This is a genomic window from Thermus arciformis (assembly GCF_900102145.1).
GTDB classification, from domain to species: Bacteria; Deinococcota; Deinococci; order Deinococcales; family Thermaceae; genus Thermus; species Thermus arciformis.
On the sequence record NZ_FNBC01000001.1, the window covers coordinates 69223 to 86892 of the forward strand.

22 protein-coding genes and 1 pseudogene are annotated in these 17670 nt (G+C 69.6%); 7 read left to right on the forward strand and 16 right to left on the reverse strand.

Going from position 1 to position 17670, the window contains the following annotated elements:
• Entirely contained in the window at nucleotides 1–609 is a 609-nt protein-coding gene (locus BLP62_RS00475; protein WP_093004788.1) for a phosphoribosylanthranilate isomerase, read from the reverse strand.
• 7 nt (nucleotides 610–616) lie between these two features.
• Nucleotides 617–4705, reverse strand: a complete 4089-nt coding sequence (locus tag BLP62_RS00480) for an LAGLIDADG family homing endonuclease (RefSeq protein WP_093004790.1) — start codon at nucleotides 4703–4705, stop codon at nucleotides 617–619.
• Nucleotides 4706–4844: 139 nt separating this feature from the next.
• Between BLP62_RS00480 and BLP62_RS00485 the strand changes: the two genes are divergently transcribed.
• Together BLP62_RS00485 and BLP62_RS00490 are read left to right on the forward strand one after the other, a co-directional pair.
• On the forward strand, nucleotides 4845–6155 hold the full coding sequence (locus BLP62_RS00485; protein ID WP_093004792.1) for a MiaB/RimO family radical SAM methylthiotransferase: 1311 nt from the start codon (nucleotides 4845–4847) through the stop codon (nucleotides 6153–6155).
• Between the two features lie 10 nt (nucleotides 6156–6165).
• Nucleotides 6166–6489 carry a histidine triad nucleotide-binding protein gene (locus BLP62_RS00490; protein WP_176758103.1) on the forward strand — a complete coding sequence of 108 codons (324 nt, stop codon included), beginning with the start codon at nucleotides 6166–6168 and terminating at the stop codon, nucleotides 6487–6489.
• On the opposite strand, the pseudogene BLP62_RS14275 reads toward BLP62_RS00490, so the two are convergent.
• Nucleotides 6470–7229, reverse strand: a pseudogene (locus tag BLP62_RS14275) (metallophosphoesterase). The gene BLP62_RS00490 and the pseudogene BLP62_RS14275 sit on opposite strands and share 20 nt — an antisense overlap.
• Before the next feature lie 3 nt (nucleotides 7230–7232).
• Nucleotides 7233–7661: a bifunctional nuclease family protein gene (locus tag BLP62_RS00500; protein WP_093004796.1), complete on the reverse strand. Its 429-nt coding sequence runs from the start codon at nucleotides 7659–7661 to the stop codon at nucleotides 7233–7235.
• A 22-nt stretch (nucleotides 7662–7683) separates the two neighbouring features.
• Between BLP62_RS00500 and BLP62_RS00505 the strand changes: the two genes are divergently transcribed.
• Together BLP62_RS00505 and BLP62_RS00510 are read left to right on the forward strand one after the other, a co-directional pair.
• Nucleotides 7684–8220, forward strand: a complete 537-nt coding sequence (locus tag BLP62_RS00505; protein WP_093004798.1) for a phosphoribosyltransferase family protein — start codon at nucleotides 7684–7686, stop codon at nucleotides 8218–8220.
• A 9-nt stretch (nucleotides 8221–8229) separates the two neighbouring features.
• Entirely contained in the window at nucleotides 8230–8757 is a 528-nt protein-coding gene (locus BLP62_RS00510; RefSeq protein WP_093004800.1) for a type I phosphoribosyltransferase, read from the forward strand.
• Here the strand turns inward: BLP62_RS00510 and BLP62_RS00515 are convergent.
• Together BLP62_RS00515 and BLP62_RS00520 are read right to left on the reverse strand one after the other, a co-directional pair.
• Complete coding sequence (locus tag BLP62_RS00515; protein WP_093004802.1) at nucleotides 8729–9340, reverse strand: HAD-IA family hydrolase; 612 nt, start codon at nucleotides 9338–9340, stop codon at nucleotides 8729–8731. The two genes, BLP62_RS00510 and BLP62_RS00515, sit on opposite strands and share 29 nt — an antisense overlap.
• Before the next feature lie 9 nt (nucleotides 9341–9349).
• Nucleotides 9350–9898 carry a 5-formyltetrahydrofolate cyclo-ligase gene (locus BLP62_RS00520; protein ID WP_093004804.1) on the reverse strand — a complete coding sequence of 183 codons (549 nt, stop codon included), beginning with the start codon at nucleotides 9896–9898 and terminating at the stop codon, nucleotides 9350–9352.
• 76 nt (nucleotides 9899–9974) lie between these two features.
• Between BLP62_RS00520 and BLP62_RS00525 the strand changes: the two genes are divergently transcribed.
• Both BLP62_RS00525 and BLP62_RS00530 read left to right on the forward strand, forming a co-directional pair.
• The gene (locus BLP62_RS00525; RefSeq protein ID WP_093004806.1) at nucleotides 9975–10196 is read left to right on the forward strand and encodes an FmdB family zinc ribbon protein; all 222 of its coding nucleotides are present in this window, start codon (nucleotides 9975–9977) and stop codon (nucleotides 10194–10196) included.
• Between the two features lie 87 nt (nucleotides 10197–10283).
• Nucleotides 10284–11210: a prohibitin family protein gene (locus BLP62_RS00530; RefSeq protein WP_093004808.1), complete on the forward strand. Its 927-nt coding sequence runs from the start codon at nucleotides 10284–10286 to the stop codon at nucleotides 11208–11210.
• Here BLP62_RS00530 and BLP62_RS00535 read toward each other — a convergent pair.
• Genes BLP62_RS00535 through BLP62_RS00550 form a run of 4 tightly spaced genes read right to left on the reverse strand, consistent with a single transcriptional unit; the run spans nucleotide 11207 to nucleotide 13440 of the window.
• Nucleotides 11207–11656 (reverse strand): DUF192 domain-containing protein, encoded by a 450-nt coding sequence (locus BLP62_RS00535; protein WP_093004810.1) that lies wholly within the window; start codon nucleotides 11654–11656, stop codon nucleotides 11207–11209. The two genes, BLP62_RS00530 and BLP62_RS00535, sit on opposite strands and share 4 nt — an antisense overlap.
• Nucleotides 11656–12111 (reverse strand): DUF192 domain-containing protein, encoded by a 456-nt coding sequence (locus BLP62_RS00540; protein ID WP_093004812.1) that lies wholly within the window; start codon nucleotides 12109–12111, stop codon nucleotides 11656–11658. The genes BLP62_RS00535 and BLP62_RS00540 overlap by 1 nt, the downstream gene beginning before the upstream one ends.
• Nucleotides 12112–12118: 7 nt before the next feature.
• A complete protein-coding gene (gene tmk / locus BLP62_RS00545; RefSeq protein WP_093004814.1) occupies nucleotides 12119–12712 on the reverse strand; it encodes a dTMP kinase in 594 nt (197 codons plus the stop codon).
• Nucleotides 12712–13440, reverse strand: a complete 729-nt coding sequence (locus BLP62_RS00550; protein ID WP_093004816.1) for a Nif3-like dinuclear metal center hexameric protein — start codon at nucleotides 13438–13440, stop codon at nucleotides 12712–12714. The genes tmk and BLP62_RS00550 overlap by 1 nt, the downstream gene beginning before the upstream one ends.
• A gap of 67 nt (nucleotides 13441–13507) precedes the next feature.
• Between BLP62_RS00550 and BLP62_RS00555 the strand changes: the two genes are divergently transcribed.
• The gene (locus BLP62_RS00555; RefSeq protein ID WP_176758104.1) at nucleotides 13508–15313 is read left to right on the forward strand and encodes a S9 family peptidase; all 1806 of its coding nucleotides are present in this window, start codon (nucleotides 13508–13510) and stop codon (nucleotides 15311–15313) included.
• Nucleotides 15314–15403: 90 nt separating this feature from the next.
• Here BLP62_RS00555 and BLP62_RS00560 read toward each other — a convergent pair whose 3' ends face one another.
• The 6 genes from BLP62_RS00560 to BLP62_RS00585 are packed head-to-tail and all read right to left on the reverse strand — an operon-like array spanning nucleotide 15404 to nucleotide 17655.
• Nucleotides 15404–15670, reverse strand: a complete 267-nt coding sequence (locus tag BLP62_RS00560; RefSeq protein ID WP_093004820.1) for a DUF3467 domain-containing protein — start codon at nucleotides 15668–15670, stop codon at nucleotides 15404–15406.
• Entirely contained in the window at nucleotides 15667–16014 is a 348-nt protein-coding gene (locus BLP62_RS00565; RefSeq protein WP_093004982.1) for a roadblock/LC7 domain-containing protein, read from the reverse strand. The genes BLP62_RS00560 and BLP62_RS00565 overlap by 4 nt, the downstream gene beginning before the upstream one ends.
• An 11-nt stretch (nucleotides 16015–16025) precedes the next feature.
• The gene (locus BLP62_RS00570) at nucleotides 16026–16355 is read right to left on the reverse strand and encodes a roadblock/LC7 domain-containing protein (protein ID WP_093004822.1); all 330 of its coding nucleotides are present in this window, start codon (nucleotides 16353–16355) and stop codon (nucleotides 16026–16028) included.
• A complete protein-coding gene (locus BLP62_RS00575; RefSeq protein WP_093004824.1) occupies nucleotides 16343–16750 on the reverse strand; it encodes a hypothetical protein in 408 nt (135 codons plus the stop codon). Before BLP62_RS00575 ends, BLP62_RS00570 begins: the two co-directional genes overlap by 13 nt.
• A gap of 2 nt (nucleotides 16751–16752) precedes the next feature.
• On the reverse strand, nucleotides 16753–17337 hold the full coding sequence (gene recR / locus BLP62_RS00580) for a recombination mediator RecR (RefSeq protein ID WP_093004826.1): 585 nt from the start codon (nucleotides 17335–17337) through the stop codon (nucleotides 16753–16755).
• Complete coding sequence (locus BLP62_RS00585) at nucleotides 17338–17655, reverse strand: YbaB/EbfC family nucleoid-associated protein (protein WP_093004828.1); 318 nt, start codon at nucleotides 17653–17655, stop codon at nucleotides 17338–17340.
• Nucleotides 17656–17670 lie beyond the last annotated feature (15 nt).

Genomic DNA, 17670 nt, shown 5'->3' on the forward strand with positions numbered 1-17670 from the left:
TCATAGGCCCCGAAGCCTCCCGAAGAGGGCCCTCAGCCGGGCCTCGCTCTTCACCCCCGGGGCCTCCTCCACCCCGCTCGCCAGGTCCAGGGCGTAGGGCCTTAGGGCCAGGGCCTCTTCCACGTTCTCCGGGGTGAGGCCCCCCGCGAGGATGACCCGGGCGTCCGAGGCCAGAAGGGGCTCGGCCCAGGCCCTGGGGTAGGCTTCGCCGCTTCCCGGGCGGGGGCTGTCCAGGAGGAGGGCGGAGGCGGGGTAGTGGGCCCACTCGGGCCGGGCGGGGCCTTCCAGGGGAAAGGCCTTGATCACGGGGAAAAAGCGCCCGATGGCCTCGGCCCACTCCGGGGGCTCGTTCCCGTGGAGCTGGGCCACCTGGAGCCGGGCTTCCTCCATCCACCGGAGCACCTCCCCGGGGGGCTGGTCCCGGAAGACCCCCACCCGCACCACGAAGGGGCCGAGGGCCTGGGAGATCCGCCGGGCGGAAGGGGGGTCCACCCGCCTCTTGGAGCCCGGGGCGAGGACGAAGCCCAGGGCGTAGGCCCCTAGCTCCTCCGCGAGGAGGGCGTCCTCCAGGCGGGTGATGCCGCAGATCTTGACCCGGACAAGGGCCATGAACCCCCTAGCCGCACTTGGAGTAGCCGCAGACCTGGCACTTCCAGCACCCCTCCTCCCGCACCAAGGCCTTTTCCCCGCACACCGGGCAGGAAGAGGCCCCGGGGAGGGCGAGGCCTCCTCCGGAGAGGGCGGGGAGGGGGGCCTCCTCCGCCAAGGGCTTCTGGCCCTTGAGCTCGCCAGGGATGGTCTCCAGGGCCACGGCGATGAGGTCCGCCTTGCTGGACACGAGCCTGCCCTGGTAGGTGCCGTAAAGCCCCCCGTTGATCCCCCTTAGGGTGCGCACGATGGCCTCCGGGGGCACCCCGTACTGCAGGGCGATGGAGACCACCCGGCCTAGGGCCTCGCTGTCGGCGTTCGCCTCGTCCCCCGCCTTGCCGGAGGTGAGGATGACCTCAATGGGCTTTCCTTCCAGGACGTTCACCGTCACCAGGAAGCTCCGCTTCTGCCCCTCCGGGGTCATGAGCTTCACCATGTCCGTGAAGCCGAGGAGCCTGCCCGGGCGCTCGTAGGGGGGCTCCCTCGAGGCCCCCGCGGGGGCCTTTTCCTCGGCCTTCGCCTGGGGTGCGGGCTCCTCCCGGGCCTCCTTGGACTCTTTCTTCACCGTCAGCACCTGGAACTCCCGGGAGCCGTCCCGGTAGACGGTGATCCCCTTGCACCCCGTGCGGTAGGCCTCGAGGTAGGCGGCCTCCACGTCCTCCACCGTGGCGTGGTTTGGAAGATTTATGGTTTTTGAGAGGGAGTTCCCCGCGTACCCCTCGGCGTCAAAGGCCCGCTGGACCACCCCCTGCATGCGCACGTGGTCCAAGGGGTGGATGTCGTGGGCGCAGAGGAAGACCTTACGGATCGCCTCGGGGACGAAGGGGAGGTTTTGCACGGAGCCGTGGCCGTCCTTCTGGATCTCCTCAATGATCTTCTCCCAGTCCCACTTCCCGTCCTTCTCAAACCCGGGGGCGGGCGGGTAGGCCTCCATGAGCTCCACGAAGAGGGGGTGGAGGAGGGGCTTGTACTCCCCGCCGATCCTCCGCCAGACGAAGGGGCTGAAGACGGGCTCAATCCCCGAGGAGACCCCCATGAGCATGCTGGTGGTGCCGGTGGGGGCCACGGTGAGGAGGGCCACGTTGCGCCGCGGGCGCACGCCCAGGGCCTGGAAGTACTCCCGGTGCTCCTCGTAGAGGGGGAAGGGGCCCCTTTCCTCGGCCAGGGCCTCGGAGGCCCGGATGGCCTCCTCCCTTTGAGCGGAGGCGATCTCGTAGACCTTCTTCCGGGCCTCCTCGGAGTCGTAGGGGAGGCCCATCTTGATGAGGGCGTCGGCCAAGCCCATGACCCCGAGGCCCAGGCGGCGGAGCCTCTTGGCCGCCATCTCGTTGTCGGGGAGGGCGAACTTGTTCACGTCCAGGACGTTGTCCAGGAAGCGGATGGCGGTGTGGACGTCCTGGCGGAAGGCCTCCATCTGGAACTCCCCGTCCTCCACGTAGGCCGCGAGGTTCAGGGCCCCGAGGTCGCAGGGCTCGCCCACGGTGAGCGGGATTTCGCCGCAGTTGTGGGCGACGATTCCATTGGCGATGAGGCTGTGGGTGACGGGCTCGGTGAGGTCGTAGACGGGGGCTTCCCCCGCGGGCTCCACGCTGGCCACCGTGGCCAGGAAGGGCTTGCGGTAGCTGCCCCGGGGCCTGTGGCGCAGGAAGGCCAAGAGCTTGGACTGCTTCTCCTCCTGCAGGAAGCCTACGGCCTCGGCGAACCGGTCCCGGTTTTCCCCTCCCAGGATAAGCTCGTACTGGGGCGCCACCGGGTACTCCCTGAGGCCGCCTTTGCCGTCCGGCAAGGCCTTACGGGCCGCCTCCCTGCGCTTGTGGATCTTCCCGAAAATCCCCAGGTTGAGAAGGAGGAGCTGAACCTCCTGGAGGAGGGCCGGACTAGAGGAGGCCAGGCGGACGGTGGCGTCCCGCTTGTTCTCGTTGATCTGCACCGAGCCGTCGGCGCTGAAGAGGCCCTGGAGGAAGCCCACCACCGCTTCCCGGGGAGCGCGAAAGAGGCTTTCCGGGACCCGCTTTTCCGTGGCCCTGGCCGCCTTGACCCCCAGGGCCTGGAAGAACTCCGCGGGGATGCGGTTGAAGTGGAGGTGGAAGGTGTTGGAGCGGGTTTCCTGGAGGGTGCCTGGGCCGAACCAGTCCCGGAGGAGGTCGGGAAGCCAGGTGAGGGCGGCGAAGTCCTTCCGGGAGAAGTAGAAGCCCACCCCGTCCTCCCGCAGGTAGCCGTCCCCCAAAAGCCAGCCCAAGGCCACCCCGAGCTCCCGGCTCCAGCGGGTGGGGAGGTTGCGGTATTGGGCGTGCACGTCGGCCCGGCCTCGGCCTCCCCGGCCTCCTGCGGTGGCCACCCGCTCGTGAACCACGGCGAGGGCTTGGGCGGGCAGGCGCTCCTCCTTGGGGAAGAGCCCCTCGCCGCTTTGCACCAGGATCTTCTCGCCTGGCCTGAGCTTCCCCGCTTCCCGGTAGCCCTCCGGGGTCAGGAGGAGGTGGTCCGGGGTGAGGGTCACCTCGAGGCCCTCCCGGGTGCGGAGCCGAACCACGGGCTTGACGCCGGTGAAGAAGGCTCGGGCTGCCTTCCGCACCGTGGTGCCCTGGGCGGGGAGGGGGGTGCCTAAGCCTCCAAAGGGGGCCCGGTTGTCCGTGACCAGGTAGAAGCTCCCCCCTTCGCGCGCCAGCTCCTCAATGGGCACAAGGCCACCCTCGGTGGGAATCCTTGTAGACCCCACGAAGCAGGGGTTGGTGGAGCGGATCTGGTAGCGCTCGCCAAGCCCCTTCAGGGCGGAGAGCGCGTTGACCCGGTCCACGAAGATGAGCCCCGGCTCCCCCGTGGCCCAGGCGTGCCAGGCGATCTCGTGCCAGAGCCAGCGGGCGGGGACCTTCCCCCCGTAGAGGGGGATGGCTTTGGCCCCGTCCTCCCTCTCGGGGAGGGGAGGGAGCTTGCCCGTGTAGGGGCCCTCTACGGGGTAGGGGTAGTACTTCCCGGGGACCTCCACGGGGGTCACGGGCCAAAGCTCGTCCTTTTCCACCGCCTCCAGGAAGCGGTCCGTGGCCAGGACGGAGATGTTGAAGGTGGAGATGTCCCCTTCCGCCTTCTCCCGGTCCAGGTCCTTGGCGGTGAGGAAGTCCAGGAGGTCGGGGTGTTCTATGGAGAGGGTGGCCATCCCCGCGCCGCGCCTCGTTCCGCCTTGGCGTACCACCCGGAGCACGGGGGCGTAGACGTAGCGCAGGGTGGCCACGGGGCCCGCCTCCTCCGCCCCCAGGGCGGCCCACTCCAGGAAGTGGTCAAAGAGCTCAAAGAGGAAGCTTACGGGCCCCGAGCTCGTCCCTCCGCTTCCCCGGATGGGGGCCCCCTCGGGGCGGAGGAGGGAGAAGTCCACGTGGGGGGTGAGGCCTTGCCGGGCGAGGGCCGCCGCCTCCTTGGCCGCCTCCACGATGCCCCCCATGTCGTCGGGGACCAGGATGCGCTCCTCCGGGGGGGCTTTGACCACCCGCACCCCTTGGGCCTCGGCCAGGGCCTTTAGCTCCGGGGGGAGGTCCCCGTAGACCATCCGGGTGAAGTTCTTGAGCTGGATCGCCTCCTTGGGCCCGTCGGGGTTGGTGGGGGGGCGCATGAGGCCCCGGAGGAAGTCCTCGAGGTCGGGGTGCTCCGCGGACAGGTAGGCCACGCCCCGGACCTCCCGGCGCTTGCGGCTTCCCTTGGAGCGGTAGGGGTCCAGGTTGACCCCGTTCCCCCCGCCCACCTTGGTCACCAGGGCCAGCTTCTTGGCCACCTCCATGATGCCCTCAAAGCTCTCCGGGGGGTTCTCCGTGGCCCCTTGGACGAAGCAGTTCAGGAGGTTGCCGTGGGGGGTGCCCGCCCCAGCGAGGATCCGCCCCCCGGGGGAGAAGCGCTTGCTGGCCATGAGCTCGTAGAACTTCTCCTCCCAGTAGGCCCTTTCCTCGGGCTTCTCGGGCCTGGCGATCTCCCGGGCCACCCGGCGGAACATGCCCAGGATGTCCCCGTCCCCGGGCTGGAGGTACTGGCGCTTGGCGATGGCCTGGGCGTGCTCGTCAAAAATGGGCTCCATAAATCCTCCCTTCAACCCCCATATCTTGGGGCAAGACGCCAGGATGCTACTACCCTTTGGGCTTTCACGGCAAGTGGGGGGGCTCACACTTGGCCCTTGGCGGTTGACGGGGTCTCCTAAGCTTACCAGAATGGGAAGGATGCGCGCCGCCTTCCGTACCCTGGGGTGCAAGGTCAACCAGGTGGAGACCGAGGCCCTTCTGGGCTTCCTCAAGGCCCTGGAGCCCGAAGTGGTGCCCCTGGAGGCCGGGGGGGCGGACCTCGTGGTCATCAACTCCTGCGCCGTCACCACCACGGCGGAGGCGGACACCCGCAAGGAGGTGCGCCGGGCGAGGCGGTACAACCCCCAGGCCTTCATCGTGGTCACGGGGTGCTACGCCGAGCTCGCCCCCGAGGCCCTAAAGGAGCTCGGGGCGGACGCGGTGGTCCCCAACGCCCGGAAGGCCGAGCTTCCCCGGGTGATCCTGGAGCGCTTCGGCCTTCCCTCTGACCCCATCACCACCCCGCCCAACGAGTTCTGGGGGGCGGGGGAGAGGGGGCTTTTGAATAGCCGGGTACGGGCCTTCCTCAAGGTCCAGGACGGGTGCCAGGCGGGCTGCGCCTACTGCATCATCCCGAGGCTTAGGGGCAAGGAGCGCCACCGGGACCACCGGGAAGCCCTGGCCGAGGCCGAGGCCCTCCTCCGCATGGGCATCAAGGAGATCGTCCTCACCGGGGTGCGCCTCGGGAGCTACAAGGGGCACCCCCGGGGCCTGGCCGGGCTCGTGGAGGACCTCTACCACCTGGGGGCCAAGGTGCGGCTTTCCTCCATAGAGCCCGAGGACACGGGGGAGGACCTCCTTAGGGTGATCGGCCGCTACGCCCCCGAGGTCAGGCCCCACCTCCACCTCTCCTTGCAGACGGGCTCGGACCGGCTCCTTAGGCTCATGGGCCGCCGCTACGATAAGGCCTACTACCGGGGGTTGGTGCGGCGGGCCTACGACCTCATCCCCGGCTTCGCCCTCACCACCGACGTCATCGCCGGCCTGCCCACGGAGACGGAGGAGGAGCACCGGGAGACCCTGGCCTTCCTGGAGGAGCTCAGGCCTACCCGGGTCCACGCCTTCACCTACACCCCGAGGCCCAAGACCCGGGCGGCCTCCATGCCCCAGGTCCCCCCGGAGGTGCGGAAGCGGCGCACCAAGGAGCTCATCGCCCTGGCCCAGCGCCTGGCGGAGGAGCGGATCCGCCCCAAGCTTGGGGAGCGGGTGGAGGTTCTGGTGGAAAGGGTCCAGGGGGGCGAGGCCCTGGGCCACACCCCGGACTACTACGAGGCCCGCCTTCAGGGCGAGGCCCGCCCCGGGGAGACGGTCTGGGCCCGGGTCCTGGGGGTGGAGGGGTACGTCCTTTTGGGCCGGGTGGAAGGGGCGAAGGAAGGGGCCAGGGGGTCCCTGGAGCTTCCCGTGCGGTAGGATGCTTTCCATGGGGTGCGTCTTCTGCCGCATCATCGCTGGGGAACTCCCCTCCAGAAAGGTCTACGAGGACGAGGGCTTCGTGGCCTTCCACGACATCAGGCCCAAGGCCCCGGTGCACGTCCTGGTGGTGCCCAAGGAGCACGTGGAGAGGCTCTCCGACTACCCCGACACCGAGGAAGGGGAGCGGAAGCTCGGGGCCCTCTTCCGCACCGCGAACCGGGTGGCGCGGGGCTTGGGCCTCGAGGGCTACCGGGTCCAGGTGAACGTGGGGGAGAAGGGGGGGCAGGAGGTCTTCCACGTCCACGTGCACGTCATGGGGGGCTGGGGATGAGGAAGCGGTCCAGGAGCTTCCCCTCGGGGTCCAGGGCGTAGCCCAAAAGGCCCTCCGGGCGCGCCTCCAGGAAGAGGGCGTGGTGGGCCACGGCCAGGGCCCGGCTCCAGGGGAGGGGCGGCCGGGTGGGGTAGAGGCCCGCCCCTCCGCCCCCCACCACCAGGGTGGGTGGGCCCCACCTCCAGGCGCTCGTAGTGGTGGTCGTGCCCCGCGAGGACCAGGGCCACCCCGTGGCGGCGGAGGAGGGGTTCTAAGAGGCCCCTCAAGAGGGGGCTTCCCCCGTGGAGCCCCGAGGAGTAGAGGGGACGGTGGAGGACCAGAAGCTTCCAGGGCGCCCGGGAGGTTTTGAGGGCCTCCTCCAGCCAGGCCCTCTGGGCCCTTAGGTCGCCTTCCGTGTAGAGGAAGAAGGCCTCGAGGTCCCCCAGGCGCAGGCGGTAGTAGGGCCTTTCCAGGCCGAAGCGGCGGAGCTGGGCCTCGAGGTTCGGGGCGTCGTGGTTGCCGAAGGCGGGGTAGAGGGGGACGGGGGGGAGGTCCTGCAGGAAGCGCTCCACCACCTGCCCCTTGGGATAGAAGTTGTCCCCGGTGGTGAGGAGAGCGGTGAGGGGGCTTTGGGCGTGCTCCTGGCGGAGGAGGGCCGCCACCTGGGCCCGCCCCGGGGTGTCCTGCCCCCAGTCCCCGAGGACCGCAAGCCGCTGGCCCAGGGCGAGGGAGAGAAAGAGGGCCAGGGCGAGGAGGCGCAAGGCCTAGGCCTCCGCGGCCCCGTGGGGCTTGAGGCTCGCCTCTTCCACCCCGGCCTTCTCCACCACCTCCTCCGCCACCAGGATGGGCGCCCCCGCCCGGAGGGCCAGGGCCATGGCGTCGGAGGGGCGGGCGTCCACCTCCAGCTCAATCCCCCGGTGTTCCAGGATGAGGCGGGCGTAGAAGGTGCCCTCTTTGAGGTCAATGATCTCCACCCGCTTCAGCTTGGCCTGGAGCATCTCCATCACCGAGAGGAGGAGGTCGGGGGTGAGGGGTCTTGGGGGTTTTTCCCCCTGCAGGGCCACCACGATGTGGTGGGCCTCGAGGGGGCCGATGACGATGGGGAGGAGCTTGTCGTTTTCCGTCCTGAGCAGGACCACCACGCTGCCGTTCTGGGGGTCCACGCCCAGGGTTTCAATCTTGGCGCCTAGCATGCCTTCAGTATAGACTGGGCCCGTGAGGACCTACCCTGTGGAGATCGCCGGGGTCAAGCGGGAGCTTCCCATCGTTCAGGTGGGCCCGGACGTGGCCGTGGCCTTGCTCAACCTCTTGGGGGACACCGAGCTTACCGAGGCCGCCGCGGAGGAGCTGGCCAAGCGCCTGCCCCCGGAGGTGGACACCCTGGTCACCCCCGAGGTCAAGGCCGTCCCCCTGGCCCACGCCCTTTCCCGCATCACGGGCAAGCCCTACGTGGTGGCCCGCAAGACGGAGAAGCCCTACATGATCAACCCCGTGAGCCGCCAGGTGCTCTCCATCACCACGGGGAAGCCCCAGCTTTTGGTGCTGGACGGGGCCGATGTGCCCCTCATCCGGGGCAAAAAGGTGGCCATCGTGGACGACGTGGTCTCCACGGGCTCCACCCTGGCGGGCCTCAGGGAGCTCATTGAGAGCGTGGGGGGGGAAGTGGTGGCGGTGCTCGCCGTCTTCACCGAGGGCACCCCCCGCCAGGACGTGGTGGCCTTGGGCCACCTGCCCCTTTTCAAGCCCGAGTAGGAGGGAGGTATGGAGACCTATCCCATCGCCATAGGCGGCGTCACCCGGCACGTGCCCCTCATTGAGCCCCTTCCGGGAAGGCGCATCCCCTTGGTGGAGTTCTTGGGGGACCCCGAGCTCGTCCGGGCCGCCGCCGAGGCCCTGAAGCCCTTGGTCCCTTCGGACACGGAGATCCTCTTCACCACCGAGACCAGCCCCATCCCCCTCACCCACGTGCTGGCGGAGGCCCTGGGCCTGCCCTACGTGGTGGCCAGGAGGCGCCGCCGCCCCTACATGGAGGACCCCATCATCCAGGAGGTGGAGACCCTGACCCTCGGGGTGGGGGAGGTGCTTTGGCTGGACCGGCGCTTCGCCGAGAAGCTCCTCAACCAGAAGGTCACCCTGGTTTCCGACGTGGTGGCGAGCGGGGAGACCATGAAGGCCATGGAGCGGGTGGTCCTCCGGGCGGGGGGGCACGTGGTGGGGCGGGTCGCCGCCTTCAGGCAGGGGAACCCTTCCCTGGAGGTGGTTACCGTGGCCGAGCTCCCGGTGCTCTGACCGCGTAGACCTCCGCCCGGAGGCCGAGCCTCCGGGCGGTTTCCACGTTCTCGGGGTCGTCGTCCAGGTAGAGGGTCTCCTCGGGGGCAAGGCCCAGGCCCTCCAGGGCGAGGAGGAAGGCCCGGGGGTCGGGCTTGGCCACCCCGAGGGCGCAGGAGGCGAAGAAGCCGTCCACGTACCCCTCCAGCCCGTGGTAGGCCAGGCTTTCCTTAAGGCTCGGCAGGGTGTTGGAGAGCACCCCCACCCGGAGCCCCCGGGCCTTGAGCCTCTGGAGGAGGGCCTCCGCCCGGGGGGCCTTTCGCAAGAAGCGGTAGTAGCGCCAGGGCAGGAGGTCCTCCTCGGGCACCCTAAGCCTACGGGAGGCTTCCCGAACGAGCTCCCGCCAAAGCGCCTCCTCTTCCTCCAGGGTGCGCACCTCCAGGTGGCGCACCGCCCGCAGGAGCCTGCCCATCACCCCGGTCAGGGTGGCCAGGCTCCCCTCCAGCCCCACCCCGCGGGCGGAAAGCTCCAGGGCCTTCTTGTAAAGGGCCTCCTCGTCCAAAAGGAGCAGCACCCCATCCCGGTCCAGGAGGGCACCCCGCATGGGGCGAGTCTAGCACCCTTGGGCCAAAGCCCCCCGGGCATCCGACCGCCTCACCCCCTTTTCCGTGGCCAGGAAGGCCACGGGGACGTCCCAGGGGTCCCGGGGGAGGCGGGGGAGGAGAAGGGCCTCGGGCACCACCCCCAAGGAGAGGGCCTTCACCCCGGCGAGGAAGCGGTCGTAAAACCCCTTGCCGTGGCCCAAGCGGAAGCCCTCCCGGTCAAAGGCCAGGCCCGGCACCACCACCAGCTCCAAGACCCCGGGGTCCACGGCCTCCGTGGTGGGCTCGAGGAGGCCGAAGGGCCCCGGGGCCAAAGGGCCCCAGGGGTGGACGCTCAGGCCCTCCCCCGCCACCTTGGGGAGGTAGTAGCGGGCGGGGTAGGCCTCCACCAGGGGGGTGAGGTCCAGCTCGTGGGGCAGGGGGTGGTAGAGGAGGATGTCCCGGAAGCCCCTCGCCCCAAGCCAAGGCACCAGGGCCTCCAGCACCTGGCGGGAGAGGGCCGTCCGGTCCAGGGTCCGCCAGAGGCTTAGGGCGTGGCGGCGTAGGGTGGGCTTGTCCACGGGGGGAGGGTACCACCCCGGCCTCTTGACACTCAAGGGAAGTGAGTGTCAAAATGCCCTACGGGAGGGTTAGGGTATGCCGGTCTACGTCTACAAGGGCCTGGAGACGGGGAACTACTACGAGTTTGAACAGGGCTTCCACGACGAGCCCCTGAAGGCCCACCCCGAAACCGGGGAGCCCCTGAAGCGGGTGATCACCCCGCCGGCCATCATCTTCAAGGGGTCGGGGTGGCACGTGAAGGACTACGCCAAGAAGGACTCCGGTTCCAAATCCGAAGGCGGGGAGTCCAAGGAGTAGGTACCCTCCTCTGGCGAAGCCCCGAGCGGGGGCCTGTGGTTCTTCTTACGGCCCGGGGCCCAGGCTTCGGGCCCTTATACTTCTTTCATGCTGAACCTGGCCGCGTTGGTGCTGGTCTTGTTGGGGGTGGGGCTCCTCTTCACCCCCAAAAGGCGGTACGGGCCTTCCCTCCTCGGGCTTGGGGCCTTGCTCCTGGTGCTGGCCAACAGCTTCGTGGTGGTGCCCGCGGGGCACGTGGGGGTGGTCTTCAACATCCTCAAGGGGGTGCAGGAGCGTCCCCTCATGGAAGGGGTGCACTTCGTGGTGCCGGGGCTCCAGCAGGTGGTCCTCTACGATGCCCGGGTGAAGGAGGTCACCCTCTCCGCCCCCCACGAGGGGGAGCGCAAGGCGGACACCTCCATCCGCGCCCGCTCCAAGGAGGGGTTGGAGATCGGGGTGGACGTGACCGTCCAGTACCGCATCCTCAAGGACCGGGCCCCTAAGCTCCACCAGGAGGTGGGGCCCGGCTACCTGGAGACCCTCATCGTCCCCCAGGTGCGCTCCAAGGTGCGGGACGCCGTGGGGCAGTACAACGCCGCGGAGCTCATCAGCACCCAGCGCACCGCCCTGGAGACCTCGGTGAGCGAGGGCCTCGAGGAGGTCCTGCGCCAGTACCACATTGAGCTCGTCTCCGTCCTCCTACGGGAGATCCGCATCCCCGAGGCCGTGGCCAAGGTCATTGAGGAGAAGCAGACCGCCGAGCAGCAGGTGCAGATAGAGATCAACCGCCGCAAGCAGGCGGAGATCGCCGCCCAAAGGCGGGTCATTGAGGCCCAGGGGGAGCGGGACGCCGCCATCCTCCGGGCCGAGGGGGAGGCGAAGGCCATAGAGCTTCGGGGCCGGGCCCTGAAGAACGCCCCCGAGGTGGTCCAGCTCACCTTCGCCGAGAAGCTGGCCCCGGGGGTGCAGACGGTCTTCGTGCCCAGCACCGGGAACTTCCTCCTGGACCTGAGGGGCCTGCAGCAGGGGCGCTAGGGCAGAACCCGGTCCCCGGGGGAGACCTCCAGGAGGCCTTCCCGCACCTCCAACACCCCCCGGTAGGCCGTGCCGGGGGCGTAGGTCTCTCCTGGCTTCAGGTGGGCCACCTTCAGCACCCGGCCCTCCCCGTCTAGAAAGGCCACCTGCACGGGGAAGCGGTAGCCCTCGGCGCTGAAGGGGGCGTCCGTGGCCTCGGGGAAGAGGTAGAGGAGGGCCTCCAGGGGCTCTTGCCGCAGGCCAAGCCCCCGGGCCCAGGCCTCGGGGGTGCGGGCCAGGCGGCCCTTTAGGGTCTTGAGGCCCTCCCGGGTCTCCACCTGGATGGCGGTGGGGGAAGGGGTGGGGGGGAGCTTGCGGAAGGCCAGGAGGTAGCCCAGGAGGGAAAAGACGGAGAGGAGGACGAGGAGGAGGAAGGCGGCCAGGGGGAAGAGGGGGTTCCGCTCCACTACTTGGGCCAAAGCTTCAGGGCTTCCCCGCCCACCCGGGCCCCCTCGGCGAGGCCCCGCCTCCGGAACCAGCCTTGGTTCACCTCCAGGGCCCCCTGGTAGACCACCCCGGGGTAGTAGACGGGGCAGGGGTCGGCCTTGCAGGGGGCCATGTCCAGGATCCGCAGGACCACCCCTTCCCGGTTGAAGAAGGCGATGGAGAGGGGGATGAGGGTGTTTTTCATCCAGAACCCCCCGGCGGTGGGGGCGGGGAAGAGGAAGACCATGCCCTCGTCCTCGCCGAGGCGCTCCCGGAACATGAGGCCCTGGGCCTGGCGCGCGGGGGTGTCGGCCACCTCCACCTTGAGGAGGTGGCGCTTGCCGTTTCCCTCCACGTAGAGGGTGCTCTTGGGGAAGGTGAGCCCCTGGGCCAGGGCGAGGAGGCCCAGGAGGCCGAGGAGGGCGAAGAAGCGCATGGGTCCATTATGGCAGGAAGGCTTTAAGGCGGGCCCGGATCGCCTCCTGCACTTCCTCCACGCTCCTCGTGGCGTCCAGGACCACGAAGCGCCCAGGCTCCGAGCGGGCGAGGTGGAGGTACCCTTCCCGCACCCTTTGGAAGAAGGCGAGCCCAGCTTTCTCCATGCGGTCCTTGCCCTTCGCCCGCCTGAGGGCCACCTCGGGGGGGAGGTCCAGGAGGAAGGTGAGGTGGGGCTTGAGGCCTAAGGTGGCCCTCTCGGCCACCTCTTGGAGCCAGGGAAGAGGAAGCCCCCGGCCATAGCCCTGGTAGGCCAGGCTGGAGTCCAAATAGCGGTCCGAGACCACGCAGGCCCCCTCCCTGAGGGCGGGGAGGATGGTTTTGCGCACGTGCTCCGCCCGGTCGGCGCTGAAGAGGAGGTACTCCGCTTCCGGGGAAAGCTCTTCCTCCAGCAGGCCTCTCACCCCCTTTAACCCCTCCCCGGGCTCCCGGGTGAGGCGCACCCTGAGCCCCCGTTCCTCGAGGAAGCGGGCGAGGAGGGCCGCCTGGGTGGTCTTGCCGCTCCCGTCCAGGCCCTCCAGGGTAAGGAAGAGCCCTTCCATCAGAGCCCCGTGGGGTGGTCCAGGAAGGCCCAGGGGAGGCCGAAGCGGGCCTCGAGGTGGGCGGCGAGGGCCTTCACCCCGAAGGTCTCCGTGTCGTAGTGCCCCGCGTAAATGACGTTGAGCCCCCGCTCAAAGGTCTCGTGGAAGACGCTGTGCTTGGGCTCCCCGGTGATGAAAAGCTCCGCGTCCACTTTGGGGAGGAGGCCCGTGCCCGAACCGGAGACCACGATGACCGTCTCCACCCGGTCCGGCCCCCCCTGGTGGACCAAGGGCTGCATGCCCGTGAGCTGGCCCAGGCGGTCCGCCACCTGGAGGAGGGGGGTAGGCACGGGGAAGCGCCCCTTCACCCCCACGTCCCAAGGCGCGAGGTCCACCAGGCCCAGGTCCCGGGCCAAGACGAAGTTGTTCCCCACCTCCTCGTGGGCGTCCAGGGGAAGGTGGGCGGCGTAGAGGTTGATCCCCCCTTGGAAGAGGGTTTCCAGGCGGCGCTTGTGGTGGCCCACGATGGGGAAGGGCTTTCCCCAGAAGAGGCCGTGGTGGACGAGGAGGAAGTCCACCCCCTCTTCCAGGGCCTTCCGGAAGATGGCCTCTCCGGCGTCCACCGCCGCCCCCACCTTGCGCACGGTCCTCTTCCCCTCCACCTGGAGGCCGTTCAGGGAGGGGTCCTGGGGGAAGTCCCGGATCCTCAGGTAGGCGTCCAGGTAGCGCACGAGCTCGTCCCGGTCCATGGGGAAAGCTTACCCGATGCCTCCCGGGGGGCTTTGCGGGCGAATGACCGGTCAGTATCATGGCGGCATGGAGCCCGAAACCCTGCTGAAGCTCCGCTTCCTCTCCGACCTCACCCCAGGCCCCGAGGGCCTTCCCCTCTTCCTCCTCACGGAGATCCAGGAGGGGGACCCGCCCCGCTACCGCTCCCGCGTCGCCCTCTTTGACGGGGCCTTGCGCCTCCTCACCCAGGAGGAGGCGAGAAGGCCCCGCTACCGCGCCCCCTTCCTCTACTTCCTGCGCCGGGTGGGGGAGCGGGAGGAGCTTTTCCGCCTGGACCTCCGGGGGGGCGAGGCGGAGCGCCTCACGGAGACCGCCGGGGTCCTGGACTACGCCCTTGGCCCCGGGGGCGAGGTGGCCTTCCTGGCCCTGAAGGAGGCTCCCCGGCCTGGGGAGCCCCGGGTCTTCGGGGGCTGGCCCTTCAAGTTTGACGGGAGGGGGCTTCTGCCCGAGGGGAGGGTGGCCCTCTACGCCCTGGAGGAGGGCAAGGCCCGCCTCCTCCTGGACCGCTACCCCCCGCCCAAGGAGATGGTCTACGCCCCTGAGGGGCTCTACCTGGTCATGCCCGAGGACGCCCGGGCCCAGGCGGAGGGCCGGGACACCCTCTTCCTCCTCCGGGAAGGGGAGCTGGAGAAGGTCTACGGGGGCGTGGGCCCCATCTTCGCCCTGGAGTGGAGCCCGGAGGGGCTCTTCTTCCTGGGGCACGCCTTTGAGCGGGGCGGGGGCACGGAGGCGAGGCTCTACCACCTCAGAGGTGGCGAGGCCCGGGTGCTCTTTGAGGGAAGCCTCCAGAACTCCCTGAACTCCGACCTGCGCTACGGCCAGCACCCCCAGGGCCCCAGGTGGGGCGAAGACGGGGTCTACCTGGTGCGCACCGAGGCGGGGAGGGCGCGGCTTTACCGCGTGGGCCTGGACGGGAGGGCGGAGGCCCTCACCGAGGGGGGAAGCGTCCTCGCCTTCGCCCTCACGGAGCGGGGGCTTTTCCTCCTCAAGGAGGACTTCACCCACCCGGCCAGGCTCGAGGGCCCCTTGGGCCCCTTTGACCCCAACGCCGGGGTCTTGGACCTGGCCGAGCCCCTCTACACCGAGTGGACAAGCCCCGAGGGGCACAGGGTCCCGGGGTGGGTCCTCCTGCCCGAGGGGGAGGGGCCCCACCCGGTGGTCCTCTACATCCACGGGGGGCCCCACACCGCCTTCGGGGCCGCCCCCATGCTGGAGCTCCAGCTTTTCCGCCGGGCGGGCTACGCCGTGGCCTTCGCCAACCCCCGGGGCTCCACGGGCTACGGCCAGGACTTCGCCCTCCTGGAGGGGGAGTGGGGGGAGCGGGACGAGCGGGACCTCATGGGGTTCTTGGACCACGTCCTGGCCCACTTCCCCTTGGACCCCAAGCGGGTGGGGGTGGCGGGGGGAAGCTACGGCGGGTACATGACGAACTGGCTCACGGCCCGCTACCCCACCCGCTTCAAGGCGGCGGTCACCGACCGGAGCATCTGCAACTGGCTGAGCTTCTTCGGGGCGAGCGACATCGGCCCCCGGTTCACCTACCTGGAGCTTGGGGCCAAGCCCTGGGAGAGGCCCGAGGTCCTTTGGGAGAAGAGCCCCCTCCGCCTGGTCCACCGGGTCCGGACCCCCACCCTCGTGGTCCACTCGGAAGAGGACCACCGCTGCCCCATAGACCAGGGGGAGACCTGGTACACCGCCCTCTTCCACCTCGGGGTCAAGGCCCGGTTCTTTAGGGTGCCCGAGGAAGGCCACGAGCTTTCCCGCTCGGGGCGGCCCGACCGCCGCCTGGCCCGGCTTCGGGCCTACCTGGACTGGTGGCGGGAAAACCTCTAGCGCCGCCCCATGCTGGCTTGGGCCGGGCGTAAGGAAAGGAGAATATAAAGGTCCCCGTCCGGGGACACGGACGGGGGCTTCAGGGGGTCTTTAGGCCTGGTTCTCCGCCACGGGCTCGGGGATGGGGCCGAAGGTCTCCTCGTAGCGGGCCACGTTCTCGGCCAGGCTCCGGAGGAGGGCCTTGGCGTGCTGCGGGCTCGTGATGACCCGGCTCACCACCAGGGCCCCGCCCTGGGGCTGGAGCAGGGCGAAGTCCAGGATGAATTCGTTCTTGGTGTGGGCGATGAGGGCCAGGTTGGCGTAGCGGCCTAGGGCGGTGTCCTTGTCTATCTGAATGTCCAGTTTGAGCTCGTTCATCGGAGGGCCTCCTCTATCTTGGGCAGCACCTTCTTCAGCGTGAGCCGCGCCCGGCCTAGGCTTTTCACCCCGTCCAGGAACAGGAGAAGGTGGTGCCCGGGGAGGGGCGCCAGAAGGAGCGCCCCTTCGGGGTACTCTACCATGACCTCCTCCAGCCCCTCCTGGCCCAGGGTCTGGGCCAGGGCCTGGGCCGTGCCCAAGACGGTGGCGGCCCGGGCGGAGAGGAGGCTGGCTTCCGGGGCCCCTTCCTCCCGCGCCTCCTCCACCACGAAGCCATCCTCGCTGAGCAGGGCCGCCACCCGCACGCCCCGGGTGGCCTTGAGTTCCTTGAGGGCTTCCTCCACCATGGTTCCTCCTAGAGGCCTTGCACCTTGAGGGCGATGCGGGAGAGCTCCTGGCCGATGGCCTTGCGGTCCATGCCCCGCTCAATCACCGCCCCGAGGATGTACTCCCCCACCTTCAAGGCCAAGACCTCCTGCTGGTCCGTGGCCAGGGTGAAGCGGCGCACCTCCCCGGAAAGGGCTTCGGCCAGGGGGGCCATGTGGCGGGCCAGGGAGGCCAGTTCCGCCGCCAGGACCTCGGCGGGGGGGGCGCCCCGGCCCAGGGCCTCAATCACCAGGCCGTCCAGCCCCGTGAGGACCGCCCGCTTCACCCCCAAGGGGGCCAGGGTTTCTAGGTAAGCCATCCCGCCACCTCCAAAAGCCTTTCCGCGGCCTTGGCCGCCTGCCGGCGCGCCTGGCCGAGGTTGCCCCCGGCCTCGAGGAGGAGAAGGAGGAAAAGGCCCTTGCCCTCCCGGGACGGGGAACGAGCGCCCACCATGCGGGCATAGCCTACCACGGGATGCCCTCCCACCAGAAGCTCCTCCACCCTGGGGGTAAAGAGGCTTCCCGCGTAGGCGGCCTGGGCCTGGCGCAGGAGGGCGGCGTGCTCGGCCACGGCGGCCTCGAGGTCCACCCGCCTCCGCCCCACCCCTTCCACCAGGAGGCCTTCCAGGGTGCCCAAGGCGGCGGCGAAGGCGCCGTCCACCCGGGTTAAGAGCTCGTGCAGGAGGGTTTCGGTGGGGGCTTCGGGTTGGCGCATCTTTAGAGGGGCTTTCTCCCCTCCAGGGCCCGGCCCAGGGTGACCTCGTCCACGTACTCTAGGCTTCCTCCCACGGGAAGCCCGTAGGCCAGGCGGCTCGCCTTCACTCCCCGCCTCTTAAGCTCCTCCGCCAGGTAAAGGGCCGTGGCCTCCCCCTCCACGGTCATGGAGGTGGCCAGCACCACCTCCCGCACCTGGGAGAGCCTGGGCCAAAGGCTTTCCAGGTTGAGCTCCTTGGGCCCCACCCCTTCCAAGGGGTTCAGGGCCCCGCCCAGGACGTGGTAGAGCCCTCTGAACTCCCCGCTCCTTTCCAGGGCGTAGAGGTCGGCCACCGTCTCCACCACGGCGAGGAGGGTGGGGTCCCGGCTCTCGTCCTGGCAGATGGGGCAAAGCTCCCCCTCCGCCAGGTTGCCGCAAAGACGGCACACCCCAAGGCCCGAAAGGCCCGCCAAAGCCCCCTTGAGCTCCTCGGCCTCCTCCTTGTGGAAGGCCAGGTGGAGGGCGAGCTTCTGGGCGGTCTTGGGGCCGATGCCGGGCAGGCGGGAGAGGGCCCGGGTGAGCTTGAGGAGGCTTTCCGGATACCTCATCTAGAAGAGCTTCCCCAGCATGTCCCCCACGCCCCCGAGCTCCCGGGCCATCTCCTTTTCCGAGAGCTCGCGGGCCTTCCTTTGGGCGTCCTGGATGGCCACCAGGAGGAGGTCCTCGAGGCCTTCCGGGTCGTCCTGGAAGGCCTTAAGGGCCTCGGGCTTGAGCCTTAGGGCGAGGATCCTCCCGTGGCCGTTGGCCTCCACCTCCACGAGGCCCTGGGCCGAGCCCACCACGGTCATGGCCTCCAGCCTCTCCTGGACCTCGGCGGCCTTCTTCTGGGCCTTCTGCGCTTCCTTGAGGAGCTTCTGCAGGTTCATCGTCCCTCCCCCATG